General features: G+C 65.0%; 19 protein-coding genes and 1 tRNA gene. 11 read left to right on the top strand and 9 right to left on the bottom strand.

The features are described 5' to 3' along the window. Positions 1-2 precede the first annotated feature (2 nt). The 5 genes from GPJ75_RS19800 to GPJ75_RS19780 all read right to left on the bottom strand — a co-directional run bounded on the left by GPJ75_RS19800 (position 3) and on the right by GPJ75_RS19780 (position 5,921). Positions 3-1,637, bottom strand: coding sequence for an ABC transporter ATP-binding protein (locus GPJ75_RS19800; protein WP_163270514.1), 1,635 nt, complete (start codon positions 1,635-1,637; stop codon positions 3-5). Position 1,638: 1 nt separating this feature from the next. Then, positions 1,639-2,778 (bottom strand): ABC transporter permease, encoded by a 1,140-nt coding sequence (locus tag GPJ75_RS19795; protein ID WP_163270512.1) that lies wholly within the window; start codon positions 2,776-2,778, stop codon positions 1,639-1,641. Continuing rightward, positions 2,771-3,694 carry an oligopeptide ABC transporter permease OppB gene (gene oppB / locus GPJ75_RS19790; RefSeq protein ID WP_163270509.1) on the bottom strand — a complete coding sequence of 308 codons (924 nt, stop codon included), beginning with the start codon at positions 3,692-3,694 and terminating at the stop codon, positions 2,771-2,773. Before oppB ends, GPJ75_RS19795 begins: the two co-directional genes overlap by 8 nt. Before the next feature lie 76 nt (positions 3,695-3,770). Then, a complete protein-coding gene (locus tag GPJ75_RS19785; protein ID WP_163270507.1) occupies positions 3,771-5,375 on the bottom strand; it encodes a peptide ABC transporter substrate-binding protein in 1,605 nt (534 codons plus the stop codon). Positions 5,376-5,845: 470 nt separating this feature from the next. Further along, a tRNA-Thr gene (locus GPJ75_RS19780) sits at positions 5,846-5,921 on the bottom strand. A 210-nt stretch (positions 5,922-6,131) separates the two neighbouring features. On the opposite strand from GPJ75_RS19780, the gene GPJ75_RS19775 reads away from it, so the two are divergent. From GPJ75_RS19775 to GPJ75_RS19760, 4 genes are all read left to right on the top strand, one after another. After that, entirely contained in the window at positions 6,132-6,617 is a 486-nt protein-coding gene (locus GPJ75_RS19775) for a (2Fe-2S)-binding protein (RefSeq protein WP_163270505.1), read from the top strand. 124 nt (positions 6,618-6,741) lie between these two features. Then, positions 6,742-9,090, top strand: coding sequence for a xanthine dehydrogenase family protein molybdopterin-binding subunit (locus GPJ75_RS19770; RefSeq protein WP_163270503.1), 2,349 nt, complete (start codon positions 6,742-6,744; stop codon positions 9,088-9,090). Between the two features lie 135 nt (positions 9,091-9,225). Beyond that, complete coding sequence (locus tag GPJ75_RS19765) at positions 9,226-10,026, top strand: FAD binding domain-containing protein (protein ID WP_163270501.1); 801 nt, start codon at positions 9,226-9,228, stop codon at positions 10,024-10,026. Then, entirely contained in the window at positions 10,023-10,397 is a 375-nt protein-coding gene (locus GPJ75_RS19760) for an MmcQ/YjbR family DNA-binding protein (RefSeq protein WP_163270499.1), read from the top strand. Before GPJ75_RS19765 ends, GPJ75_RS19760 begins: the two co-directional genes overlap by 4 nt. A 9-nt stretch (positions 10,398-10,406) precedes the next feature. Here GPJ75_RS19760 and GPJ75_RS19755 read toward each other — a convergent pair whose 3' ends face one another. Next, positions 10,407-12,683 carry an NADP-dependent malic enzyme gene (locus tag GPJ75_RS19755; protein ID WP_163270497.1) on the bottom strand — a complete coding sequence of 759 codons (2,277 nt, stop codon included), beginning with the start codon at positions 12,681-12,683 and terminating at the stop codon, positions 10,407-10,409. Between the two features lie 152 nt (positions 12,684-12,835). Between GPJ75_RS19755 and mutS the strand changes: the two genes are divergently transcribed. From mutS to GPJ75_RS19725, 6 genes are all read left to right on the top strand, one after another. Next, on the top strand, positions 12,836-15,529 hold the full coding sequence (gene mutS, locus GPJ75_RS19750; RefSeq protein ID WP_343036318.1) for a DNA mismatch repair protein MutS: 2,694 nt from the start codon (positions 12,836-12,838) through the stop codon (positions 15,527-15,529). A 315-nt stretch (positions 15,530-15,844) separates the two neighbouring features. After that, complete coding sequence (locus tag GPJ75_RS19745; protein ID WP_163270496.1) at positions 15,845-18,655, top strand: [protein-PII] uridylyltransferase; 2,811 nt, start codon at positions 15,845-15,847, stop codon at positions 18,653-18,655. A 100-nt stretch (positions 18,656-18,755) separates the two neighbouring features. Continuing rightward, positions 18,756-20,318, top strand: a complete 1,563-nt coding sequence (murJ, locus tag GPJ75_RS19740; RefSeq protein ID WP_163270495.1) for a murein biosynthesis integral membrane protein MurJ — start codon at positions 18,756-18,758, stop codon at positions 20,316-20,318. Positions 20,319-20,400: 82 nt separating this feature from the next. Then, complete coding sequence (trpS, locus tag GPJ75_RS19735) at positions 20,401-21,468, top strand: tryptophan--tRNA ligase (RefSeq protein ID WP_163270888.1); 1,068 nt, start codon at positions 20,401-20,403, stop codon at positions 21,466-21,468. A gap of 195 nt (positions 21,469-21,663) precedes the next feature. Continuing rightward, entirely contained in the window at positions 21,664-22,155 is a 492-nt protein-coding gene (locus tag GPJ75_RS19730) for a universal stress protein (protein WP_163270493.1), read from the top strand. A 94-nt stretch (positions 22,156-22,249) separates the two neighbouring features. Next, entirely contained in the window at positions 22,250-22,825 is a 576-nt protein-coding gene (locus tag GPJ75_RS19725; RefSeq protein ID WP_163270491.1) for a NifU family protein, read from the top strand. Positions 22,826-23,005: 180 nt separating this feature from the next. On the opposite strand, the gene GPJ75_RS19720 is transcribed toward GPJ75_RS19725, so the two are convergent. After that, positions 23,006-23,626, bottom strand: a complete 621-nt coding sequence (locus GPJ75_RS19720) for a L,D-transpeptidase (protein WP_163270489.1) — start codon at positions 23,624-23,626, stop codon at positions 23,006-23,008. Between the two features lie 234 nt (positions 23,627-23,860). On the opposite strand from GPJ75_RS19720, the gene GPJ75_RS19715 reads away from it, so the two are divergent. Continuing rightward, a complete protein-coding gene (locus GPJ75_RS19715; protein WP_163270487.1) occupies positions 23,861-24,361 on the top strand; it encodes an MmcB family DNA repair protein in 501 nt (166 codons plus the stop codon). A gap of 130 nt (positions 24,362-24,491) precedes the next feature. Here the strand turns inward: GPJ75_RS19715 and GPJ75_RS19710 are convergent, their stop codons facing one another. Both GPJ75_RS19710 and GPJ75_RS19705 read right to left on the bottom strand, forming a co-directional pair. Continuing rightward, complete coding sequence (locus GPJ75_RS19710) at positions 24,492-25,058, bottom strand: ActR/PrrA/RegA family redox response regulator transcription factor (protein WP_163270485.1); 567 nt, start codon at positions 25,056-25,058, stop codon at positions 24,492-24,494. A 59-nt stretch (positions 25,059-25,117) separates the two neighbouring features. Next, entirely contained in the window at positions 25,118-26,431 is a 1,314-nt protein-coding gene (locus GPJ75_RS19705; RefSeq protein WP_163270482.1) for an ActS/PrrB/RegB family redox-sensitive histidine kinase, read from the bottom strand. Positions 26,432-26,472 lie beyond the last annotated feature (41 nt).

Below are 26,472 nucleotides of genomic sequence, written 5' to 3'. Positions count from 1 at the left end.
CTCTACGCCCGCGCCTCCGCTTGCCGGCTCAGCACCTGCCTCAGGTTGAAGGCCGCCTCCATGAGATCGCGCGTATAGTCGCTCCTGGGGCGCTCGAAGACCTCGTCCGTCAAGCCCTCCTCCACCACCCGGCCGGACTTCATGACGATGGTGTAGTCGGCCAATGCCTTCACCACGGCCAGGTCGTGGCTGATGAAGATGAAGGACAGGTTGTGGCTTCGCTGGATGCGCCGCAGGAGCGTGATGATCTGCTTCTGTACCGACCGGTCGAGCGCCGAGGTCGGTTCGTCCAGAACGATCACCGTCGGCTTCAGCACCACGGCACGGGCAATCGCGATGCGCTGGCGCTGGCCGCCGGAGAACTCGTGCGGGAAGCGGTTGCGCATGGCCGGGTCCAGCCCCACCTCCTTGAGTGCCTCCATCGCCTGCTCCACGCGCTGGCCGGCCGAAAGCCCCGGCTCGTGCACCAGAAGCCCTTCGGTGATGATCTCGCCCACCGTCATGCGTGGGCTTAAGCTGCCGTACGGGTCCTGGAACACCATCTGCAGGTTCCGCCGGTATGGCCGCATGGCCGCGCGGTCGAAGCCCTGGATGGGCACACCCTGATAGACGACGCGTCCTTCCGACGGCAGCAATTGCAGCAGCGCCCGGCCAAGCGTCGATTTTCCCGAGCCCGACTCGCCGACGATGCCCACCGTCTGGCCCGCCCTCAGGCTCAGCGTCACATCCTGCACCGCCTTCAGCGCGAAACCGGGTGAGAACAGCCCGCCCCTGGCGAAGAAGGTGACCGACACCTTGTCGGCGTCGAGCAGGATCGGCGCGCTTTTCGGCACCGGCGGCTTGTGCCCCTCGGGTTCGGCGGCCAGCAGCATTTTCGTGTAGTCTTTCGTGGGGCGGCTGAAAATCTGCTCCGTCGCCCCTTCCTCCACCACCTTGCCGTGCTGCATCACATACACCCGGTCGGCGAAGGCCTCGACGATGGTCAGATCGTGGGTGATGAAGAGGATCGCCATGCCGAGCTTGTGTTGCAGTTCAGCCAGGAGCCCCAGGATTTCGGCCTGGATCGTCACGTCCAGCGCCGTCGTCGGCTCGTCCGCGATCAAGAGATCCGGGCCGTTGGCAAGCGCCATGGCGATCATCACACGCTGGCGCTGCCCGCCGGACAACTCATGCGGATAGGACCTCAGCCGCCGCTCCGGCTCGGGGATGTGCACCAGCTTCAAAAGCTCCAGCGCCCGTCTCCGCGCCGCGGAAGCCGACAGCCCGCCATGCACACGCAGAGGCTCCGATATCTGCCGCTCGATGGTGTAGAGCGGGTCGAGCGAGGTCATAGGCTCTTGAAAGATCATGGTGATCTTGGCGCCGCGGACGCGATTGAGCTTCTCCCGCGGCAGGCCGACCAGTTCCTGCCCGCGATAGGTGACGGAGCCCTCGGCCCGGCCGTTGGAGGCCAGAAGCCCCATCGCCGCCATCATGATCTGGCTTTTTCCCGAGCCGGATTCGCCCACCACGGCCACCGTCTCCCCGGCTTTCACATGCATATCGACCCCACGCACCGCCTCGACCGCGCCGTCCGGCGTATCGAAGGTGACGCGTATGTCGCGTATGTCGAAGATCGTTTCCGCCATCTTTTCCATCTCAGCGATCCTTCGGGTCGAGCGCGTCGCGCAGTCCGTCGCCAAGGAAGTTGAGGGCGAAGAGAAGCAGGGTGAGCGCCAGCGAGGGATAGAGGAGCATGTAGGCGGCGCCGCGCATGTTGCGTGCGCCCTCGGCGATCAGCACGCCCAGGCTCGTCAGCGGCTCCTGCACGCCGAGCCCGAGGAATGAAAGGAAGCTTTCCAGAAGGATCACCTTGGGAACGAGCAGCGTCATATAGATGATGACCGGTCCCAACGTATTGGGGATGATGTGGCGGCGCAGGATGCCGCCGGAACTCACCCCCAGCGCTTCGGCCGCCTGCACGAACTCGCGCCTTCTGAGCGAGATAGTCTGCCCGCGCACGATGCGCGCCATGTCGAGCCACTCCACCGCGCCGACGGCGATGAACATCAGGACGATGTTGCGGCCGAAGAAGACCACCAGCAGGATGGCGAAGAAGGTGAAGGGCAGCGCATAAAGGATGTCGACCACCCGCATCATCATATTGTCGATGCGCCCGCCGAGGAACCCGGCCGTCGCTCCCCATGCAACGCCGATGAGGAGCGCCACGCCCGTCGCCAGCGCACCGATCATCAGCGAGATGCGGATGGAGATGAGCACGCGCGCGAAGAGGTCGCGCCCATTGGCGTCCGTGCCGAAGATGAAGCGTAGCCGGTGCACGTCGGCTTCCATCGTCACGTGCCGGCCGTCCGCGCTCTGCTCGACGATGCGGGCGTTGGAGAACAGGTCCGAGCGGTCGAGGTAGCGTGTCACGCGCGGGTCGATTTCACGGCTGGAGGATGCCTCCACGCGCAGCGTCCCGCCATCGATCGTCAGCGCATCGATATCGAGCCGCATGCGCGCCGCGACGCTTTCGGCCGCCGGCAGGATCTCGTCCTCGCGCGGATAGGCCTCCAGGCTCGCCGGCACCTTGACGAAGTTCGGATAGACGTTGGCGTAGTGATGCGGCGCCAGCATCGGCCCGAACAGGCCGGCGAAGATGAAGACGATGAGGATGCCGAGGCTTACCATCGCCGCCTTGTTGCGGCGCAGGCGCATGAAGGCGGTGGCCCACAGCGAGCGGCCTTTCACGCCTTCGCCGATAATGGCCGCGGGTGTGTTGGTGGCGATATCAGTCATAGCGCACCCTTGGGTCGAGCGCCGCATAGAGGAGGTCGACAATCAGATTGAAGACCACCACGAAGACGGCGATGATGATGACGGTGCCCATCACAAGCGTGTAGTCGCGGTTGAGCGCCCCTTGCACGAAGTAGCGGCCGATGCCCGGCAGGCCGAAGATCGTCTCCACCACGACCGAGCCGGTCAGAAGCGCGGCCGCCGCAGGTCCGAGATAGGAGACCGCGGGCAGGCAGGCCGCGCGCAGCGCGTGGACGCCGACAATCATACGCGTCGGCAGGCCGTAGGCACGCGCCGTCCGCACGTGGTCGGAGCGGAGTGCCTCGATCATCGAGCCGCGGATAAGGCGGGCGACGATCGCCACCTGCGGCAGCGCCAGCGTGATGACGGGCAGAACCATGTTCTGCGGGCTGCCGCCGCCCCAGCCGCCGGCCGGCAGCATGCTGAGCCACACGCCGAAGATCAGCGACAGGAGTGGCGCCACGACAAAATTGGGCACCGTGATGCCGAATGTCGCCACGGCCGTCACGCTGTAGTCTATCCACGAATTCTGCCTGAGCGCGGCGATTGTGCCGAGCACGGAGCCCGCCAGGAGAGCCACGACAAGCGCCAGGCCGCCGAGCTGGATCGACACCGGCAGCCCGTTCGCGAGCAGTTGCTGCACGCTGAAATCGCGGTAGATGAAGCTAGGCCCCAGGTCGCCGCGCGCCAGGTTGCCGAGATAATAGAGATACTGTTCCCACACCGGGCGATCGAGATGGAAGACCCGGTTCAGGTTCTCCAGCACCTTCGCTTCGAGTGCGCGTTCCTGGTCGAAGGGCCCGCCGGGGGCCACACGCATCAGGAAAAAGGACGCGGTTATGACGAGAAACAGCGTCGGGATCGCCCCGAGCAGGCGACGCAATACATAGCCGAACATTGGCTTGTCTAACTCTCGACTGTGCACGCAGCGGCTGCGCGCATACGTGGAAAGCGCGCAGCCGCCAAACGCGACGTTATTCGGAGAGGCTCATAAAGCGCGTGGGATGAACGTTCCGAATATTGTCCTCCCAGCCCTGCAGCTTGGGCGAGACCAGCGAGAGGGACGAGTAGAAGAGCAGCGGAACGAAGGGCATGTCACGCAGGAACACGGTCTCCGCCTGACGAAGGATCTCGGCCCGCTTCTCAAGATCGCCTTCCGCCGCCGCCTGGTCCATCAAGGCGTCGTATTCGGGGTTCTTGTACTTGGCGTAGTTGAAGCCCGTATTGTCGCTCTCCACCAGGAACAGGAAGTTCTGCGGGTCGGAATAATCGCCGATCCAGCCTGCGCGCGCCACCTCGTAGTCGCTGGTATCCCGCAGCGTCGCATAGTGCGCCGAGAGGTCACGCACGTTGAAGGTGACATTGACCCCCAGTGGCTTCCACATATCGGCGATGGCCGTCGAGGTGTTCTTGTGGTTCTCCGAGTTGTTGTAGGAGATTTCCAGCGTCAGCGGATTGTCGGGGCCGTAGCCGGCTTCCTCCATCAGCGCGATCGCCTGGTCCTCTCGGTCGAGCGGGGACATTTCCGCCCATTCGACCGTGGCGCCGCCGCCTTCGTAGTTGCCGATGCCGGGAGGCACCAGGGAATAGGCGGGAAGCATGGCGCCGGCCCAGATCTCCTCGGCCAGGAATTCGCGGTCGATGACCATCGCGAGCGCCTGCCGCACTTTGGGATCCTTCAGCGCTTCTTTTTCGGTGTTGAGCGCGAAGTAGTAGGTGCCGAGGTAGGGCGCGATGCGGACTTGGTCGCCCAGGCGCTCTTTCAGCGAGGTGATCTGCTCGGTGGGCAGGTCGGAGCAGCTATGCACCTCACCCGCCTCGAAGCGGCGCACACAGGTGGCGCGGTCCTCGATCGGCAGATATTCGATACGATCGATGGCGGCGCTGTCGGATTCGCGGAATTCCGGGTTCTTCTCCATCACGATCTTGTCGCCGGGCGTGAAGGAGACGAGGGTGTAGGCGCCGTTGGTCACCATGTTTTCCGGCGTCACGAAATCGCTTCCGTGTTCCTCGACGCTCGCCTTGTGCACCGGCAAACCGGTCTGATGGGTCAGGAGCTCGATGAAATAGGGGGTCGGCTGCTCTAGCGTGATCTCCAACGTCTTCTCGTCGATCGCCCTGGCGCCGAGTTCGGTGGGTTCCATCTCGCCCTTGTTGATCTTCTCGGCGTTCTTGATGGGAAAGAGGATGTTGGCGTATTTCGCACCTGTCTCCGGCGTCATGATGCGCTGGAAGGAAAAGACGAAATCCTCCGCCGTGACCGTGTCGCCGTTCGACCATGTCGCGTCGTCGCGCAGTTTAAAGGTGTAGGTCAGGCCGTCGTCGGAGACTTCCCAGCTCTCCGCGGCGCCGGGAATGACATCGGCCTTGCTGTCGTTGATTACGAGCCCCTCGTAGAGGTCACGGAAAAGGTGGGCCTCGGCCACGGTCGAGGTCTTGTGCTGGTCCAGCGTTTCCGGATCGCCGTCGTTTCCGCGGATATAGGTCGTTTCAGCCAGCGCCATGTTTGCCCCGGCGACCACACCCGCGGCCGCCAGCGCGCCGGCCAGAAGTGGCCGGACAACTGCAAGTTTCAGCATACTCAATACTCCCATCTTTTCGCGTTTCGCGATTGTTTGTTGATTTGGCTCGGTCGCGAGCGCAGCTTCGTCTGGAAGAGAAAATTTGCGTGACGCCTGTCAGTCGAAAAAGCGGATAGACGTTTTTCTTCCCCCCTTCCGGTTCGACACAGCATGGCTGGATATCGCCGAAGGCAACGCGTTTAACGAGCCTGGTTGGAGGCCTGATTAGGCATCGAAATGACGCGCACGTCAAACAGATTCCTGTCTAAACAATAAGCAGCAACAAGCGGACCACGGCGTGCCGGCACAAGCAATAAAATTGCCGCCCCGCTTGCCCGCGCCGTGCAAAGTTGCGCCTGGAAAGCAGCAAGCGCCGTGCAGCGGCCGACGGCGGAGACGATGGTTTCTAAAGGAGAAAAGAAGAGAGGCAGCCAAACCCAGCGCCTCGAAACAGGGGTGACCCGCCACCCGAAGCCGAAGGCGTAAGGTGGTGCCGCTTGTCAGACTCGAACTGACGACCTCCGCATTACGAATGCGATGCTCTACCAACTGAGCTAAAGCGGCTGAGGCCGGCTGGCGCCGGCATCCCATGCGTGACGCCTGATACCCGCATCGCCGGCGAAGATCAAGTGATCTTGCGCTGCTTTGCAAGATGGCTCCGTCCCCTCCGAAATGGTCATGGACTCTCCCGCAGCCTGCGCTAAGCTGTCGGTATGACCCACCGTCCGTGGTGGGCGGATGCATCACGGCAACGACCGACCTGAGGAGGGACCCATGGCGGAAATTTCGATGACGGTGAACGGCCGCAAGGTGACAGGCACGGTGGAGGACCGCACGTTGCTGGTCCATTTCCTGCGTGAGAACCAGGGCCTGACCGGCACCCATGTCGGCTGCGACACCTCGCAGTGCGGCGCCTGCGTCGTCCACCTCGACGGCAAGGCGGTCAAGTCCTGCACCATGCTGGCCGCCCAGGCCTCGGGCTCGCAGGTGCTCACCATCGAAGGCCTCGCCGAGGGCGGCGAACTGCACCCCGTGCAGGCCGCTTTCAAGGAGCACCACGGCCTGCAGTGCGGCTTCTGCACGCCCGGCATGATCATGGCCGCGGTCGACATGATCCGCCGCCATCCGCAGGGCCTCGACGAGAAGACCGTGCGCGCGGAGCTGGAGGGCAACATCTGCCGCTGCACCGGCTACCACAACATCGTCAAGGCGGTCCTGGCCGCCTCGGAGGCGATGAGCGGCAAGGCGAAGGCAGCGTGAGGAAGTGAATGGTGAGTGGTGAATAGAAGCGAACGGCGCCAAGCCGGAGACTGAAGCTCTCCAAGAGCGTTGTCTTTCACTACTCACTACCTCGCTATTCCCATTCCGACGGAGGAGGAACGTCATGGGTATCGAAGGCATCGGCGCCAGAGTGGCGCGCAAGGAAGACAAGCGGTTCCTAACCGGCCTCGGCCGCTATGTGGACGACATGGTGGTGCCCGGCATGAAACACGCCGTCTTCGTGCGCAGCCCGCACGCGCACGCGGCGATCAAGAGCATCGACACCAAGAAAGCCAAGGCCATGCCCGGCATCATCGGCGTGCTGACGGGCGCCGAGTTAAAGACCGACGGCATCGGCAACTTGATCTGCGGCTGGATGATCCATTCCAAGGACGGTACGCCGATGAAGATGGGCGCCTATTCGGGGCTCGCCACAGACCGCGTGCGCTATGTGGGCGAGGCGGTTGCCGTCGTCGTGGCTGAAACAAGGGGCCAGGCGCGCGACGCCGCCGAGGCGGTCGAGATCGACTATGAGGAGATGCCGGCCGTCACCGACGCGGTCAAGGCGCTGGAGAAGGGCGCGCCGCAGCTCCACCCCGAGGCCGAGAACAACCTCATCTACGACTGGGAGATCGGCGACGCCTCCGCCGTCGACCAGGCGCTCGATGGCGCCGCCCATGTGACGCGTATGAAGCTCGTCAACAACCGCCTCGTGCCCAACGCGATGGAGCCGCGCGCCGCCCTCGGCCACTACGATAAGGCGGAGGACCACTTCACCCTGTGGACCACCAGCCAGAACCCGCACGTGGCCCGCCTCGTCATGAGCGCTTTCTACAATGTCGCGCCGGAGAACAAGCTGCGCGTCATCGCGCCGGACGTCGGCGGCGGCTTCGGCTCCAAGATATACGTCTACCCGGAGGAGATCGTCTGCCTGTGGGCCTCCAAGAAGACCGGCGTGCCGGTCAAATGGGTCGCCGACCGTACAGAGAGCTTCCTCACCGACGCCCATGGCCGTGATCATCACACGGAGGTTTCGCTCGGCTTCGACGCCGACAACCGTATGGTCGCGTTGAAGGTCGACACCATCGCCAATTTTGGCGGCTACATGTCGCTCTTCTCCTCCTGCGTGCCCACCTATCTCTATGCCACCTTGCTTTCCGGGCAGTACGCCATCCCGGCGATCCACTGCAACGTGCGGGCGGTCTACACCAACACCGCACCGGTGGACGCCTATCGCGGCGCCGGCCGGCCGGAGGCCACCTATCTGCTCGAACGCACGGTGGAGACGGCGGCGCGCGAGCTGGGCGTCTCCCCAGCCGATCTGCGCCGCAAGAACTTCATCCGCGAGTTCCCCTACCAGACCCCCGTCATCATGAATTATGACGCGGGCGATTATGAAGCCTCGCTGGATGCCGCCATGCGCGAGGCCGACTATGCCGGCTTCCCCGCCCGCCGCGACGAGGCGAAGAAAAGGGGCAAATTACGCGGCATCGGCATGAGTTGCTACATCGAGGCCTGCGGCATCGCGCCCTCCCAGGCGGTTGGCAGCCTCGGCGCCGGCGTGGGTCTCTGGGAGTCGGCCGAAGTGCGGGTAAACGCCGCCGGCACGATCGAGGTGCTGACGGGCTCGCACAGCCACGGCCAGGGCCACGAGACCACCTTCGCCCAGGTGGTGGCCTCACGTTTCGGCGTGCCGCTCGAGCAGGTCTCCATCGTCCACGGCGACACGGACAAGGTGCAGATGGGCATGGGCACCTACGGCTCGCGCTCCGGCGCTGTCGGCGCCAGCGCCATCGTCAAGGCGCTCGACAAGGTCGAGGCCAAGGCGAAGAAGATCGCCGCCCACCTTCTGGAGGCTGACGAGAGCGACATCGTCATCGAAAACGGCGAGGCAAAGGTCGCCGGCACGGACCGGACCCTGCCATGGTTCCAGGTGGCGCTCGCCGCTTATACGGCGCACAACCTGCCGGAGGGCATGGAGCCCGGCCTGAAGGAGGGCGCCTTCTACGACCCGACCAACTTCACCTTCCCCGCCGGCTGCTACATCGCCGAAGTCGAGGTGGACCCGGAGACCGGGCACACCGACGTCGTGCAGTTCGTGGCGTCGGACGACTTCGGCAACATCATCAATCCGCTGATCGTCGAAGGGCAGGTGCATGGTGGGCTGGCGCAGGGCATCGGCCAGGCGCTTCTGGAGGGCTGCCATTACGATCCGACCTCGGGCCAGCTCGTCACCGCCTCCTACATGGACTACACCATGCCGCGCGCCGGCGACCTTCCGTCATTCCAGGTATCGACCACCAACACCCCGTGCCCTGGCAATCCGCTCGGCGTCAAGGGGTGCGGCGAGGCCGGTGCCATCGGCTCCCCGCCGGCGATCATCAACGCGATAACGGACGCGATCGGCAACAACGACCTGAGCATGCCGGCAACACCGCAGAAGGTGTGGGCGGCGATGCGGAGAAATCAGTGAATAGGGGATAGTGAATAGGGAGATAGTGAGTAGTGGAGGCTTGAGATCGGCGTCGAGCCCACAGAGAGGTCACTACTCACTACTCACTACTCACTACTCACTACCTCGCTCATCGACCTCGAAGAGGAGAACCCAATGCACCAGACCACCTACCACCGCGCATCCTCCGTTTCCGAGGCGGTGAAGCTGTTGAACGATGCCGACGACGGCAAGTATGTCGCCGGCGGGCAGACGCTCATCCCCACCATGAAGCAGCGCCTCGCCGCGCCGTCCGACCTGGTGGACCTGCGCCACATCGCCGACCTCAAGGGCATCGAGGTCTCAGGCGACAAGGTGAAGATCGGGGCCGCCGCCACCCATGCGGAGGTGGCCGAAAACGCTGCGCTCGCCAAAGCCTGCCCGGCGCTCTGCCATCTCGCCACCCATATCGGCGACCCGCATGTGCGCCACATGGGAACCATCGGCGGCTCCATCGCCAACAACGATCCCGCGGCCGACTACCCGGCGGCCCTTCTGGCGCTCGCCGCCACCGTACACACCAACAAGCGTGAGATCTCGGCCGACGATTTCTTCGTCGACCTGTTCGAGACCGCGCTCGAGGACGACGAGATCATCACCGCCGTCTCCTTCACCGTTCCGGAGAAGGCGGGCTACGGCAAATTCCCCAACCCGGCCTCGCGTTATGCGCTCACCGGCGTCTTCGTGGCCAGGCGGGCGGATGGCGTGCGTGCCGCCGTCACGGGTGCCGGCGAGAACGGCGTCTTCCGCGCCGAGGCGATCGAGAAGGCGCTCTCCTCCTCCTTCGACGCCTCCGCTCTCGATGGCGTCACCATCCCGGCCGACGGCCTGATGACCGACATCCACGCCTCCGCCGAATACCGCGCCAACCTCATCGCCGTGATGGCCAAGCGCGCCGTACAGGCGGCGAATGGGTGAGTGACGGCGCCTGGGGCAAGGCCTTCGAGCGGCTGCGCGAAGCCGCCGCAGGCCTGCCCGAGGTGGAAGAAAGCACATCGTACGGCACGCCTTCATTGAAGGTGCGCAAGAAGTTCCTGGCCAGGGTGAAAGATCCCGAGACCATCGTCCTGATGTGTCCGCTGGAGGAAAAGGAGATGCTCCTTTCCGCCGCGCCCGACATCTTTTATGAGACCGACCACTACAGGGGCTGGCCCGCCATCCTGGCGCGCATCCACCGCATCGCCCCTGATGAGCTTCGCCACCGGCTGGAGCGCGCTTGGCGCATGCAGGCGCCGAAGCGCCTCGCCGCCGCCCGCGATCGCGGACGGGAAAGCCCTTCCGACAGCTGATTCCGCCGCCTACTGCCCGGCGCTATACGCCGCGATCGCCGCCATATTCACGATGTCGGAATCCTTGGCGTTGAGCGACACGATCTGCACCGGCTTGTTGAGCCCCACCAGAAGCGGCCCGATCACCGTCGAGCCGCCCAGTTCCTGCAGCATCTTGGTGGAGATCGAGGCCGAGTGGAACGCCGGCATGACCAGCACGTTCGCCGGCCCCGACAGGCGGCAGAACGGATATTGCTGCATCAGTTGCGGGTTGAGCGCCACGTCCGCCGCCATCTCGCCGTCATACTCGAAGTCGACGCGCCGCTTGTCGAGAATGCGAACGGCTTCCTGCACCTTGGCCGAGCGCTCGCCCGGCGGGTGGCCGAAGGTGGAATAGGCGAGCATGGCCACGCGCGGCTCGTATCCCATGCGCCGCGCCATGCCGGCGGCTTCCTCGGCGATGTCGGCAAGTTCCTCCGAGGTCGGCATATCGTGGACGGCCGTATCGGCCACCAGCACCGTGCGCCCGCGGCACAGCGCGATCGATACGCCGATGACGCGGTGTCCGGGCCGGGCGTCGATGATGCGGCGTATATCGTCGAGCGCGGTGGAATAGTTGCGCGTCAGCCCCGTTACCACCGCATCCGCATCCCCAAGCGCCAGCATGCAGGCGGCGAAGTGGTTGCGGTCGTTGTTGATCAGCCTCTGGCAGTCGCGGAAGAGATAGCCCTTGCGCTGCATCCGCTCGTAGAGATGGTGGGCATAGATGCCGTTGCGCCGCGACAGCCGGGCGTTGATGAGCTCGATGCCGGGCCGGGAGAGGTCGACGCCGGCGTTGCGCGCCGTCTCCTGCATCTGCTCCTCGCGGCCTAGAAGGATTGCAGTGCCCAGCTTCTGGTTCACGTAGGAGACGGCCGCCCGCATCACCTGCTCCTCCTCGCCCTCGGCGAAGACAACGCGCTTGGGCTGGCGGCGCACCCGGTCGTGGATGCGCTGCAGTGTGGAGGCGATCGGGTCGCGTCGAGCGGAAAGCTCGTTGGCGTATTTCTCCATGTCGAGGATCGGCCGCCGCGCCACGCCCGTATCCATCGCCGCCTTGGCGACCGCCACCGGTACGGCCGAGATCAGCCTGGGATCGAACGGCACGGGGATGATGTAGTTGGGCCCGTATTTCGGCCGGTTGCCCTGATAGGCCGCCGCGACGTCGTCCGGCACGTCCTGCCGGGCAAGTGCAGCCAGGGCCTCCGCCGCCGCCACTTTCATCGCTTCGTTGATGGTGGTCGCCCTGACATCCAGCGCACCGCGGAAGATATAGGGAAAGCCGAGCACGTTGTTGACCTGGTTCGGATAGTCCGAGCGCCCCGTGGCCATGATGGCGTCAGTGCGGATCTCGGCCACCTCCTCCGGTGTGATCTCCGGGTCCGGATTGGCCATCGCGAAGATGATCGGGTTCCTGGCCATGGACTGCACCATGGCCGGCGTCAGCGCGCCCTTGGCCGAAAGGCCGAAAACCACATCCGCGCCCTCGAGCGCCTCTGCCAGCGTGCGCTTGTCGGTCTCCACCGCATGGGCCGACTTCCACTGGTTCATGCCCTCCTTGCGCCCCCTGTAGACGACACCTTTCGTGTCGCACAGGATGACGTTTTCCGGCGCAAATCCCATCGCCTTGGCCAGTTCGATGCAGGCGATGCCGGCCGAACCCGCCCCGTTGCAGACGAGCTTCGTCGTCTTCAGGTCGCGCCCCGTCAGATCGAGCGCGTTGATGAGCCCGGCCATGGCGATAATGGCCGTGCCGTGCTGGTCGTCATGGAAGACGGGGATGTCCATCAACTCGCGCAGCCGGCTTTCGATGATGAAGCACTCCGGCGCCTTGATGTCTTCAAGGTTGATGCCGCCGAAGGAAGGGCCAAGCAGCTTGACGCAGTTGACGAACTCGTCGGCGTCCTCGGTGTCCACCTCGAGATCGATGGAATCGACATCGGCAAAGCGCTTGAATAGCACCGCCTTGCCCTCCATCACCGGTTTCGAGGCCAGCGCCCCGAGATTGCCGAGCCCCAGGATCGCCGTGCCGTTGGAGATCACCGCTACAAGGTTGCCCCGCGTCGTGTAGTCGAAGGCGCGGCTCGGATCCTCGGCGATCGCCTTCACGGGCACGGCCACGCCCGGCGAATAGGCCAGCGAGAGGTCCCGCTGCGTGGCCATCGGCTTGGTCGGGTTGACCTCCAGTTTGCCCGGTCGGCCCGAGGCGTGGAAATCCAGCGCCTCCTGCGGGCTCACCGAGGGGCCCTGTCTCTCAGTCTTGTCCATCTCCGCCACGCTCCTCCGCTCCCTCCCATGTCGGCTTCTTGTGGAGTTTTGCCGAACACGCGTGCATAAGGCTACACTTGCGGTAGGTAAATGGCCAAGCAGAGCTAAACGCGCGTTTTTTGAAGGGGCGCTTCTTGAACGACGAAACGCCGATCCGTCAGCGTGAGGCCGCCGCAGTGGGTGCATCCGCAGCCGGCGCGACGCCGATGATGCAGCAGTATATCGAGATCAAGGCGGCCAACGCCGACTCGCTGCTCTTCTACCGCATGGGCGATTTTTACGAGCTGTTCTTCGAGGATGCGGAGGTGGCAAGCCGCGGCCTCGGCATCACGCTCACCAAGCGTGGCAAGCACCAGGGCGAAGACATCCCCATGTGCGGCGTGCCGGTGCATGCGGCCGACGATTACCTGCAGAAGCTCATCGCGCTCGGCCACCGCGTCGCCGTCTGCGAGCAGATGGAGGACCCGGCGGAGGCCAAGAAGCGTGGCTACAAGTCCGTGGTGCGCCGCGATGTCGTCCGCCTCGTCACCCCCGGCACCATTACCGAGGAAAAGCTCCTCGACCCTTCCGAAGCCAACTACCTGATGGCACTGGGCCGCGTGAAGGGCGGGGAGGAGCAGCTTGCGCTCGCCTGGATCGACATCTCCACCGGCACCTTCCGCGTTGTCTCCACCACGCCCGAGCGGCTTCTTGCCGACATCCTGCGCGTCGACCCGCGCGAGTTGATCGTCGCCGAGCCCGTCTACCACGACGAAGCCCTGCGCCCGGTCTTCGATACGCTCGGCCGCGTCGCCAACCCGCAGCCGCCGAGCTTCTTCGATTCGTCCAGTGCGTCCGCCCGCCTTTCCCGCTTCTACGGCGTTGCCACCCTCGACGGCTTCGGCCGCTTCTCGCGCGCCGAGCTTTCCGCCATCTCCGGCGCCGTCGCCTATGTGGAAAAGACGCAGAAGGCCGAACGCCCGCCGCTTGGCCGCCCCGAGCGCGACGAGGAGGGCGCCAGCCTCTTCATCGACCCCTCCACCCGCGCCAACCTGGAGCTTACCCGCACGCTTTCCGGCCAGCGTGACGGCAGCTTGCTCAAGGCCATCGACCGCACGGCGACCGGCGCCGGCGGAAGGCTGCTCGCCGAACGCCTGACATCTCCGCTCACTGACCCCGGGGCCATCGGCGAGCGCCTCGATTCCGTCTCCTTCTTCCTTGAGGAAGCGACCCTGCGCGAGGGCCTGCGCGAGCTCTTGAAGGGCGTGCCCGACATCAGCCGCGCGCTCTCCCGCCTCGCCCTCAACCGCGGCGGCCCGCGCGATCTCGGCGCGCTCGCCGGCGGGCTGGAAGCCGCCGTGTCGATTGCCGGCCTCCTGCGCGATAAGGAGCTGCCGTCCGAACTCGCCCGCGCCCTCGCGCAGTTGGCCGCGCTCCCCGCAGATCTCGCCGCCCACCTGGAAAAGGCGCTCGCCGAAGACTTGCCGCTCCTGAAGCGCGACGGCGGCTTCGTGCGCGCCGGCTACGACGCCGAGTTGGACGAGATGCGGGCGCTGCGCGACCAGTCGCGCCGCGTCATCGCCGCCATGGAGCGCGATCTGGTCGAGGAGACGGGCATCCGCTCCCTGAAGATCCGCCACAACAACGTGCTCGGCTACTACATCGAGGTGACGGCCAATAACAGCCAGGTCATGACCGGCACGGATGAAGCCAAGGCCCGCTTCATCCACCGCCAGACCATGGCCAGCGCCATGCGCTTCACCACCACCGAGCTCGCAGGGCTCGAAACCAAGATCGCCAACGCCGCCGACAGGGCGCTTTCCATCGAGCTCACCGTCTTCGACCGCCTGATATCGGAAGTCGTTGCCGCCTCCGAGCCGCTCCGTACCGCCGCGCAGGCGCTCGCCGTGCTCGACGTCTCCGCCGCCCTCGCCACCCTTGCCGAGAGCGAAGCCTACTGCCGTCCCGCCGTCGACGACAGCCTCGACTTCCACATCGAGGGCGGCCGCCATCCGGTGGTGGAACAGGCGCTGCGCCGCCAGCTCGGCGAGCCTTTCGTCGCCAACGATTGCGACCTGTCGCCGGCGGAGGGCGAAAAGGCCGGTGCCATCTGGCTACTGACCGGCCCGAACATGGGCGGCAAGTCCACCTTCCTGCGCCAGAACGCGCTGATCGCCGTCATGGCCCAGATGGGCTCCTTCGTGCCCGCGCGCCTTGCCCGCATCGGCGTCGTCGACCGTCTCTTCTCCCGCGTCGGCGCCTCCGACGACCTTGCCCGAGGCCGCTCCACCTTCATGGTCGAGATGGTCGAGACCGCCGCCATCCTCAATCAGGCCGGCGAACGCTCCCTGGTCATCCTCGACGAGATCGGCCGTGGCACGGCTACCTTCGACGGCCTCTCCATCGCCTGGGCGGCCGTCGAATACCTGCATGAGAAGAACCGCTGCCGCGCCCTCTTCGCCACCCACTTCCATGAGATGACGGCGCTTACCGAAAAGCTCCCCCGCCTTGCCAACGTCACCATGCGGGTGAAGGAGTTCGAGGGCGAGGTGATCTTCCTGCACGAGGTCGCGCGCGGTGCCGCCGACCGTTCCTACGGCGTCCAGGTCGCCCGCCTGGCGGGGTTGCCCGCCGCGGTGGTGGAGCGCGCGAAGGAGGTCCTGCACCGGCTGGAGGAGGGGGAGACCGGCGGCAAGGCGGATCGGCTGGCCGACGACTTGCCTCTCTTCACCGCCGCCGCCCGCCACGAGCCGGCAAAGCCGAAAGAGGCGGATCGTCTCAGGCAAGCGCTCGATGCCGTCAATCCGGACGAGATGACACCGAGGGAAGCGCTGGAGGCGCTCTACCGGTTGAAGGCACTGGATTGAGGCGATTGAGAGCCCCATTTCACCGTCCCTGCAAACACGCTATAGACGCGGGCGAAAGAGCGCCTTTTCTCTTCCCTTGGGGCTATCGCTTATGGATTCTGAGTCCCTGATCGGACCCCCACCCCTTACCCCTCCCCTCAAGGGGGAGGGGGGCGTCGACGTCTCAGAATCCCCCTCCCCCTTGAGGGGAGGGGTAAGGGGTGGGGGTCCCGGCGAAGCCGGCAAAAACGACTCATATGCAATAACGCTAACCTTTGCTGGGAAGAGAGGGTGCGCGGACACTGCGCACCACCTCAACGGCCACACAGGAACCGGATGGCGAAGATCCCCCTGAAACTCGACCAGATCATCGACACCGCCAACCTCAGGGCGGAGCTTGACACCCTTGCAGAGAAGGGCAAGCCCGGCTCCCCCGAGACGCGGACCTGCGTGATGAAGCTCCTCAAGGCCCGCCTCGCCGATGGCCAAAAGACCGCCGAGGCCATGCTTGCCGAGGATGGCGGCGGCACCGCCTGCGCCATCCGCCTCTCTCACCTGATGGACGAGATCGTCCACGCCGTTCACGACTTCGCCGCCGCCTACGTCTATCCTTCCGAGAACCGCTCCGCCGCCGAACGCATGGCCATCGTCGCCGTCGGCGGGTACGGCCGCGGCACACTTGCGCCCGGCTCCGACGTCGACCTCCTGATCCTGCTTCCCTACAAGCAGACGCCCTGGGGCGAGCAGGTGGCCGAATACATTCTCTACATGCTGTGGGACATGGGCCTGAAGGTCGGGCACGCCACCCGCAACATCGACGAGTGCATTCGCCACGCGCGTACCGACATCACCATCCGCACGGCCGTTCTGGAGGCCCGCTTCATCTGCGGCGACCAGACGCTCTATGACGATCTCGTCGCCCGCTTCGACAAGGAGATCGTCAAGGACACGGGCGCGGAATACATCCAGGCCAAGCTTGCCGAGCGCGATCAGCGCCACGCCAAGGCCGGCGAGAGCCGTTATCTCGTCGAGCCCAACGTCAAGGACGGCAAGGGCGGCCTGCGCGACCTCCATACCCTCTTCTGGATCGGCAAATACTATTATCGCGTGCGCGAGGCCGAGGAGCTGGTGGAAAAAGGCGTCTTCACCCGTCGCGAATATCTCCAGTTCCACAAGGCGGAGGATTTCCTCTGGGCCGTGCGCTGCCATATGCACTTCCTCACCGGCAAGGCGGAAGAGCGGCTGCACTTCGACATCCAGCCCGACATTGCCGAGAGGCTGGGCTATACGAGCCACCCCGGCCTCTCCCCCGTCGAACGCTTCATGAAGCACTACTTCCTCACCGCCAAGTCGGTGGGTGACCTGACGCGCATCTTCTGCGCCGCTCTGGAGGAAGAGCAGGCCAAGCACGTGCCCGGCTTCAACCGCATCTTCCTCACCTTCTCGCGCCGCAAGCGCAAGCTCGCCGGCACCAGCGACTTCATCGTCGACAACCATCGCATCAACATCGCCGACGAGGGCGTCTTCGAGCGCGACCCCGTCAACATGCTGCGTCTCTTCTGGTTCGCCGACCGTCATGGGCTGGAGTATCACCCGGACGCGCTGAAGCTGCTCACCCGTTCGCTCAACCTGATCGACCGCAACCTTCGCCGTGACAAAGAGGCGAACCGCCTCTTCATGGACCTGCTCACTTCCGACCGCGATCCCGAGCTCAACATGCGCCGCATGAACGAAGCCGGCGTGCTCGGCAAGCTCATCCCCGATTTCAACAAGATCGTGGCGATGATGCAGTTCTCCATGTACCACCATTATACGGTCGACGAGCACTTGATCCGCTGCCTCGGCGTTCTGGCCGAGATCGAGCGCGGCGAGGACGAGAAGGTCCACCCGCTCGCCCACTCGCTTTTGCCGGGGCTGAAGTCCTGGCGCGCGGTGCTGTACACGACGATGCTCTTCCACGACATCGCCAAGGGCCGGCCGGAGGACCATTCCGTCGCCGGCGCCCGCATCGCCCGCCGGCTGTGCCCGCATATGGGCTTCGAAAAGGCCGAGACGGAGATGATCGCCTGGCTCATCGAGCAGCATCTCGCCATGTCCATGACGGCGCAGATGCGCGATCTCAACGACCGCAAGACCATCCAGGATTTCGCCGATATCGTGCAATCGGTTGAAAGGCTGAAGCTCTTGCTCGTCGTCACCGTCTGCGACATCCGCGGCGTCGGTCCCGGCGTGTGGAACGGCTGGAAGGGCCAACTCCTGCGCACTCTCTACTACGAGACCGAGCTTCTTCTCACCGGCGGCTTCTCGGAAGCTTCCCGCGCTGCCAGGGCCGAGGCCGCGCGTGCCGCGCTTGCCGAGGCGCTGCACAAGGCCGGCTGGGAAGAAGCGGACGCCCGCCGCTACATCGCCCTTCACTACGAGAACTACCTCCTGGCGGTAGACCAGGAAGACCAGGTGCGCCACACCGAGTTCATCCGTGCCGCCGACCGGCAGGACAGGGCGCTTTCCACCATGGTCAAGCCACACAGCTTCGAGGCGGTCACCGAGATCACGGTGCTGGCGCCCGACCACCCGCGCCTTCTCTCCGTCATCGCCGGCGCGTGTGCCGCGGCCGGCGCCAACATCGTCGACGCGCAGGTCTTCACCACCACCGACGGCCGCGCGCTCGACACCATCCTCATCAGCCGCGAGTTCGACTATGACGACGACGAGCGCCGCCGCGCCCGGCGCGTCGGCCGTCTCATCGAGGACGTGCTGTCCGGCAAGGAATATCTGCCCAACGTTCTGGAAAAGCGCACCAAGCCGAAGCGGGGCGCGAAAACCTTCCGCATCGAGCCGCGCGCCGAAGTCCGCAACACGCTGTCGAACCGCTTCTCCGTCGTCGAGGTGGAGTGCCTTGACCGACCGGGCCTCCTCTCCGAGGTCACCGGCGCCCTCTCCGACCTGTCGCTCGACATCGCCTCCGCCCACATCACCACCTTCGGCGAAAAGGTCATCGACACTTTCTATGTCACCGACTTGACGGGCGCGAAGATCGAAAACCCCGACCGCCTCACCGCCATCCGCCAGGAGCTTCTGGAGGTGCTGGAAAAGGGGCCGGCAAAGCGCGGCAACCATCGGGCGCGGGCGAAGACGGTGGTTGCATGAGGTGGGCAGGCGAAGGGAAGTTTTAGGTGGAAGCAAACATGCTTGCAGATGTAGGCGCCCCCTCGCGCCGACCTTTCCATCCAACCGGAACCCCCAACCCATGAGCCTCATCGCCAAATTCGCCAGCGTCGGCAGCGCTACCATGGCAAGCCGCATTCTCGGCTTCGCCCGTGAGGCGCTGGTGGCCGCCGCGCTTGGCGCCGGCCCCGTCACCGATGCCTTCTACGCCGCCTTCCGCTTCCCCAATCTCTTCCGTCGTCTCTTTGCCGAAGGTGCCTTCAACACCGCCTTCATCCCGCTCTTCTCCAAGGAGTTGGAGGGCGGCGGCATGGAGGCGGCAAGGAAGTTCGGCGAGGACGTGCTGGCCGTCCTGCTGACAGCCCTTCTGGCGCTCTCGGCGCTCGCCATGATCTTCATGCCCTTCCTGGTCGCCACCATCGTGGCGCCGGGCTTCGCCGACACGCCGGAAAAGTTTGACCTCACGGTCGTCATGACGCGCGTCATGTTCCCCTATCTTCTCTTCATGTCGCTGGTGGCCATGCTGTCGGGCGTCATGAACGCCATGCGCAAGTTCTTCCTTGCAGCCCTTGCCCCGGTGCTCCTCAACGTCATCCTCATCGCGGTGCTGGCCACCGCGCTCTCAGTGGAGTTGCCGGCGCGCACCACCGGCCTGTGGCTCGCCTGGGGCGTCTTTGCCTCCGGCATCGCCCAGCTTCTCATCCTCGTCGTCGCCGTGCGCCGCGCCGGCTTCACCATACGCTTGCATGTGCCCCGCCTCACCCCCGCCGTGCGCCGCCTGCTGGTGCTGATGGCGCCGGCGCTCGTCACCGGCGGCATCATGCAGATCAACCTGCTCGTCGGTCAGATCATAGCTTCCGTCCAGGACAAGGCGATCGCGCTCCTCAACTTCGCCGACCGCATCAACCAGCTCCCCCTCGGCGTCATCGGCATCGCCGTCGGCGTGGTGCTCCTGCCGGAGCTTTCGCGCTCGCTGAAGGCCGGTGACCTTGCCGATGCGCAGCACCTGCAGAACCGCTCCCTGGAATTCGCTCTCGGCCTTACCGTGCCGGCCGCGGTGGGGCTCATGGTCATGCCCGCTCCCATCGTCGGCCTCCTCTACGAGCGCGGCGAGTTCACCGCCCTCGACACGCAGATGACCGCCGCCGCCCTTGCCGCCTTCGCCTCCGGCTTGCCGGCCTATGTGCTAACCAAGGTTTTCCAGCCCGGCTTCTTCGCCCGCGAGGATATGAAGACGCCGATGTGGTTCTCGCTCGTCACCGTCGTCGTCAACATCGCACTCAGCCTCGTGCTCTTCCCGCTCTACGGCCACGTCGCCATCGCGCTCGCCACCTCCCTCTCGTCCTGGGTCAACGTCGTCCTGCTCGCCGGCACCTTGTGGCGGCGCAACGATTTCCGCCCGTCGGCCGTCACCAGCCGCCGCATCGTCATGATCCTCGTCTCCAGCGCCCTCATGGGCGGCGTCGCCTATGGCCTTGACGCGGTGCTCCTCGCCCCGCAGCAAGGCGCCGCCCTGCCTCTGCGCGCCGCGGCGGTGCTGTTCGTCGTTGCCGCAGCAGTGATCACCTATCTCGCCCTCGCCGTCCTCACGGGTGCCGTCGACCGCACGGAGCTAAGGGCGGCGATGAGGCGCCGCGGGGCTTGATTGCGCCCGCCGCCTCGTCCATAAGCCCCACGCGCAAAAGCGCCATTCGGATCTTCAGGATTTCTCCATGAGTGAGTTTAAGGTGAGTGAGTTCAGGCAGCTCGTCTTTTCCGGAGTGCAGCCCACGGGCAACCTCCACCTCGGCAATTACCTTGGTGCCCTGCAGAAGTTCGTCGCCCTGCAGGATGTCTACGAGTGCATCTACTGCGTCGTCGACCTCCATTCCCTGACCGCCACCCTGGTTCACGACGACCTGGCCGATCAGACGCGCGCCATCGCCGCCGCCTACCTCGCCAGCGGCCTCGACCCGAAGAAGAACATCATCTTCAATCAGTCCCGTGTGCCTCAGCACGCCGAGCTTGCCTGGATCTTCAACTGCGTCGCCCGCATCGGCTGGATGAACCGGATGACCCAGTTCAAGGACAAGGCCGGCAAGGACCGCGAGAACGCCTCCCTCGGCCTGCTCGCCTATCCGAGCCTGATGGCCGCCGACATCCTGCTCTACCGTGCCACCCACGTGCCGGTGGGCGAGGACCAGAAGCAGCATCTGGAGCTGGCCCGCGACATCGCCCAGAAATTCAACAATGACTTCTCGAAGCGTATCGCGGCCCTCGGCTACGGTGTGGAGATGGACGTGGGCGAGGAGCGCGTCAACGGCTTCTTCCCGCTTACCGAGCCGCTCATCGAGGGCCCGGCCACCCGCGTCATGAGCTTGCGCGACGGCACCAAGAAGATGTCGAAGTCCGACCCATCGGACCTCTCGCGCATCAACCTGTCCGACGACGCCGATGCCATCGCCCGCAAGATCAAGAAGGCCAAGACGGACCCCAATCCCCTGCCGGGCGACCTTGAAGGCCTCGCCGGGCGCCCCGAGGCCGAAAACCTTGTGGGCATCTATGCCGCCCTTGCCGGCGTCCCGCGCGACACGGTGATTGCGGAGTTCGGCGGCCGCCAGTTCTCCGATTTCAAGCCGGCCCTCGCCGAACTGGCGGTCGAGAAGCTGGCGCCGATCAACGCCGAGATGCGCCGCATCTCGGCCGATCCGGCCTATGTCGACGCCGTCCTGCGCGACGGCGGCGAGCGCGCCGGCGCCCGCGCCGAGGCCACCATGAAAAAGGTGCACGAGATCATCGGGCTCCTGGCCGACTAGAGCAACTCCAGGAAAAGTGGAAACCGGTTTTCCGTCCGGAATTGCGACAAAACAAAAAGTTGGGCCAGTTCATCGATTTCATGAAGCGATGATCTGGTCCAGAGCTACAACTACACGCGGCTTGCCGCCCGCCCCCGCCGGTGGCAGATTGCGCCACGGGTGGGCAGGCTCCACCCGTTTGAAGAAGAGGCATGCATGGTCTCCAAACGTCTGAGCCGGGAAGCCGGCCACAAGCGTAAGTTCCTTGCCATCGTCGACGACACGCCCGAGTGCGAGCGCGCTGTGGCCTACGCCGCCCGCCGGGCACGTTCCACCAACGGCTCCGTCGTCCTTCTCTTCATCATCGAGCCGGGCGACTTCCAGCACTGGCTGGGCGTGGAGCAGATCATGCGCGAGGATGCCATGGCAGCCGCCAACGCCGCGCTCGACACCTATGCCGCGAAAATTCGCGAAACGATCGGCGTCGAGCCGGAACTGGCCATCCGCGAGGGCAAGCCCGCCGAGGAGATCCACAAACTCATCGAAGAAGATCAGGACATCGCCATCCTGGTGCTTGCCGCCAGCAATGCCAAGGAAGGGCCGGGGCCGCTCGTCTCCTCCATCTCCGGCAAGGGGGCGGCCTTTCCCATCCCCGTTACCGTCGTCCCCGACAGCCTGTCGGACGAGGAGATCGAAAGCCTGGCATGAGCCGTCGCCACACACCATATGCGGCTTGAACCGGGCCGGATTTCGGCCTATTTTAGAATTATTCCAAAGAACGGCCCACGGAGAGACCCCGCCGATGTTCATTCAGACGGAAGCGACCCCCAATCCCGCAACGCTCAAGTTCCTGCCGGGCCGGGTGGTCCTCGAAGAAGGCACGGCGGATTTCCGCGATGCCGAGGCGGCCCGCGCCGCCTCGCCGCTCGCTGGCCGTCTGTTCGAGGTGCCGGGCGTGACCGGCGTCTTCTTCGGCTACGATTTCGTCACCGTCAGCAAGGAGGGCGCGGACTGGCAGCATCTGAAGCCCGCCATCCTCGGCACCATCATGGAGCACTTCATGGCCGGCCAGCCGGTCATGGCCGCCAACGAGGCAGGCATGCCGGCGCCGGAGGGCAGCGAGTTCTACGACGCGGCCGACGAGGAGATCGTCGCCACCATCAAGGAGCTCCTGGAAACCCGTGTGCGCCCGGCTGTCGCCCAGGATGGCGGCGACATCACCTTCCGCGGCTATGAGAAGGGCACCGTGTTTCTGAACATGCGTGGTGCCTGTGCCGGCTGCCCGTCCTCGACGGCCACGCTGAAACACGGCATTCAGAACCTGCTGCACCACTTCATCCCCGAAGTGCAGCACGTCGAGCAGGTGGAGATCGGCTGATCGGGAGCAGTTCCAGGAAAAGTGGAAACCGGTTTTTCCGTCCGGAACTGCGGCAACCGAAGGGTTAATTCGGATCATCGATACCGTGAAACGATGATCCGATCTAAAAAGAAAACCGGGTCCGAAGACCCGGTTTCCCGGTAGCCACCGTGTGGCCCGTCTATTGCCGAGACGGTTCCGTCATCCCTTCACGATAACTTTTGCACCGATTTGTGTCCGGTTGTAAAGGTCGATGATGTCCTGGTTCAGAAGCCGGATGCAGCCCGAGGACATGGCTTTGCCGATGGAATGCCATTCCGGCGTGCCGTGCAGGCGATAGCCCGTGTCGCCGCCCTTGTTGAAGAGGTAGAGCGCGCGCGCGCCGAGCGGGTTGCTCAGGCCGGGCGGCATGCCGCCGCGCCACTTGGCCAATTCCGGTTGACGCTTGATCATCGGTGCCGGCGGCGTCCAGGTCGGCCATTCGCGCTTCATGGCGACGCGCGCCGTCCCCGACCACTCAAAACCCTCGCGCCCGACGCCGATGCCGTAGCGCATGGCCTTGCCGCCCTCCATCACCAGGTAGAGGAACTTCTCCCTGGTATCGACAATGATGGTGCCCGGCTTCTCGTCCGTCTCGTAGGAGATGATCTGGCGGTGATACTGCCGCGGTATCTTGGTGATCGGCACGCTCGGCAGCTGGTAGCCGGCGTCGGTAACCGCGCCATAGTTGGACGTGAACAGCTGCGCCGGTCCGCCTGCGCAACCCGCAAGCACCGCCGAAAGGCCAAGCACGGCGGCGGCAAAAAACGTCTTCAATTTCATGAGAAGAATCCAATCCCCCAATCGTCACAGGCGTCAAAACAAACACCCGTTTTTCGCCATCTTTCTTAAAGTGGGTGTCAACAGTTTGCCAAGATAGCATTTGATCCGCCCGCAATACCCTGGGCGCTTGCTTATGTTCTATTGCAATTTGGCAACACCTTTGCGCCCGATCGCCGGCATCGCCGGCCATGCCTGATCTTTTCCACGCCGCCGATAACTGGCATTCTCACTCCCATGCCCATTGTCTCGCCCGTCCCCACCAACCCGCTGGCCGATGGCCGCCAGTCCGAGCGCGCGCTGGTCATCCGCCGCGGTGTGCAGCGCCTGCTCACCGAGATGGGCTCGGTCGTTCTGCCGGAACTGCCGCTCGCCACCGGACGCCGGGCCGACCTCGTAGCGCTGACGGCCAGGGGCGACATCTGGGTCATCGAGATCAAGTCGTCGATCGAGGACTTTAGGGTCGACCGCAAATGGCCGGAGTATCGGTTGCACTCCGACCGCTTCTTCTTCGCCTCCCATCCGGAAGTGCCGACGGAGATCTTCCCCGAAGACTGCGGCTTCATCCTGTCCGACGGCTACGGCGCAGAGATCCTGCGCGAGGCGCCGGAACACCGGCTGGCACCGGCCACCCGCAAGGCCCTGATGCTCCGCTTCGCCCGTGCCGGTGCGGCGCGCCTGACGGCGGCCGAACTCGCCGGCGTGCCGATACCGATGTTGGACGGGGAGGGGGCTTGAGGAAAGGTGGGCACCAAGCGCCCTCATGGTGAGCTTGTCGAACCACGAGGGCGCTTGGTGCTTACGTCAAAGAAGCACGCGTGGTGAGCCCTGAGCTTGCCGAACCACGAGGGCGCTCCGCACGTTCCCCCTACCGCGGCGCCCTCTTCGCCAATATCCGCTGCAGCGTCCGCCGGTGCATGTTCAGCCGTCGCGCCGTCTCAGACACATTGCGGTCGCACATCTCGTAGACGCGCTGGATGTGCTCCCAGCGCACCCGGTCGGCTGACATCGGGTTTTCCGGCGGCTCGGCCTTCTCGTCGGGCTGGCGGGTGAGTGCCGCATAGATGTCGTCCGCGTCCGCCGGCTTGGAAAGGTAATCCACCGCCCCCAGCTTCACTGCCGTCACGGCGGTAGCGATATTGCCGTACCCGGTCAGGATGATGGCGCGCGCATCCTCGCGCTTCTCGCGGATGGCCGAGACGACGTCGAGCCCGTTGCCGTCTCCCAGCCGCATGTCGACCACGGCGAAGGCGGGCGCTGCGATCTTCACCTTGGCGAGTGCGTCGGCCACCGTTTCCGCCGTCTCAACCGCAAACCCACGGCCCTCCATCGCCCGCGCCAACCGCACCAGGAAGGGGTGGTCGTCGTCGACAATGAGCAAGGAGCGCTCTTCGCCCGGAATGGTGTCGGCCTGGTCTGTTGCTGCTTCGGTCATCGTTCACTCGCTCTTTTTGAGGCTAGATGTAGCCCTGCGAGTTGCTTTTTTCCAGCTTTTCAGCCCCACGAAAAGGAACCGTCGGCCGTCAGGAACCGCTCGCGCGGCCAGCGAACCTCCACCGTCGCCCCCTTGCCCTTGCCGCCGGCGTTCGCGAATTCGATCGTCGCACCCGAGCGCTCCAGAAGCGTCTTGGCGATAAACAGCCCCAGCCCCAACCCGCCGCTGGAGCTGCTCGCCTGCCGGCGCGACATGTACGGCTCGCCGATACGATCGATGATGTCGGCGGGAAATCCCGGCCCGTCGTCGGTAATGGAGATGCTCACCGTCTCGGCGTCCCAGGACCATTTGACGCTCACCACCTCGCGCGCGAAGTCGACCGCGTTCTCCATCAGGTTGCCGAGCCCATAAAGGACGCCGGGGTTGCGCCGGCCAACCGGCTCCGGCCCTTCCGTCTCGCCGGGCTCCAGCCGGATGTCGATACCGAAATCGCGGTGCGGTGCCGCCGTCTCCTCGATCAGCGAGGTCAGCGGCAGCCGCGCCATATGCGCCTCGCCTTCCGACGAAAGGCTGGTCAATCGTCTCAGGATCTCGCGGCAGCGCTCGCTCTGCGAGCGCAGGAGCGTCACATCCTCCTGGTAGCGCGGATCCTGGCCGAGTGCCTTTTCCATCTCGCGCGCCACCAGCGCGATGGTCGCCAGCGGCGTTCCCAGTTCATGCGCGGCCGCCGCCGCCAGCCCGTCAAGCGCCGAGATATGCTGCTCTCGCTGCAGCACCAGCTCCGTCGCCGCCAGCGCGTTGGCAAGCAGCCGCGCCTCCTCGGCCACGCGATAGGCATAGATGCCGGTGAAAGTGATGGATGAGGTAACGGCGATCCACATGCCCGCAACGTAGAGGAAGGGCATCGCAAGCTCGGTGCCAGGGTACCAGGGCAGCGGCATGTGGAAGAAGGCAAGCAGGCTCGCCAGCCCGATGACGAAAAGCCCGAGAAGGCTGGTCCACAGGAGCGGCAGCGAGGTGGCCGAGATCACCACCGGCACCGTCATCAGGAGCGAGAAGGGGTTGGTGAGCCCGCCCGTGAGGAACAGGAGCCCGACAAGCTGCAAGGCGTCGAAGGTGAGAATGGCAAGCGCCGACAACGGCGGCAGAAGGTGCGAGGCGGGGAAGCGGAAGGTGAGATAGAGGTTGAGCCAGGCCGAAGCCGCGATCAGCACGAAGCACGGCCCCACCGGCAGCGGGAACCCCAACCAGAAGGCCACCACCAGCACGGCAGCACTCTGACCGACGATGGCAAGCCATCTTAACCGAATAAGCGTGGCGAGCCGGAGGCTGCGGCCGTAGCGGGTATGAGGTGTTCTCAGTTCTTCCAGCATCGGCGTCTTTATGGGCGGTGCGGCGCGGTTGGCCAAGTTTT

The sequence above is a fragment of the Chelativorans alearensis genome (assembly GCF_010993735.1).
Taxonomy (GTDB): domain Bacteria; phylum Pseudomonadota; class Alphaproteobacteria; order Rhizobiales; family Rhizobiaceae; genus Chelativorans; species Chelativorans alearense.
This window is presented reverse-complemented; position numbering and strand designations above follow the sequence as displayed.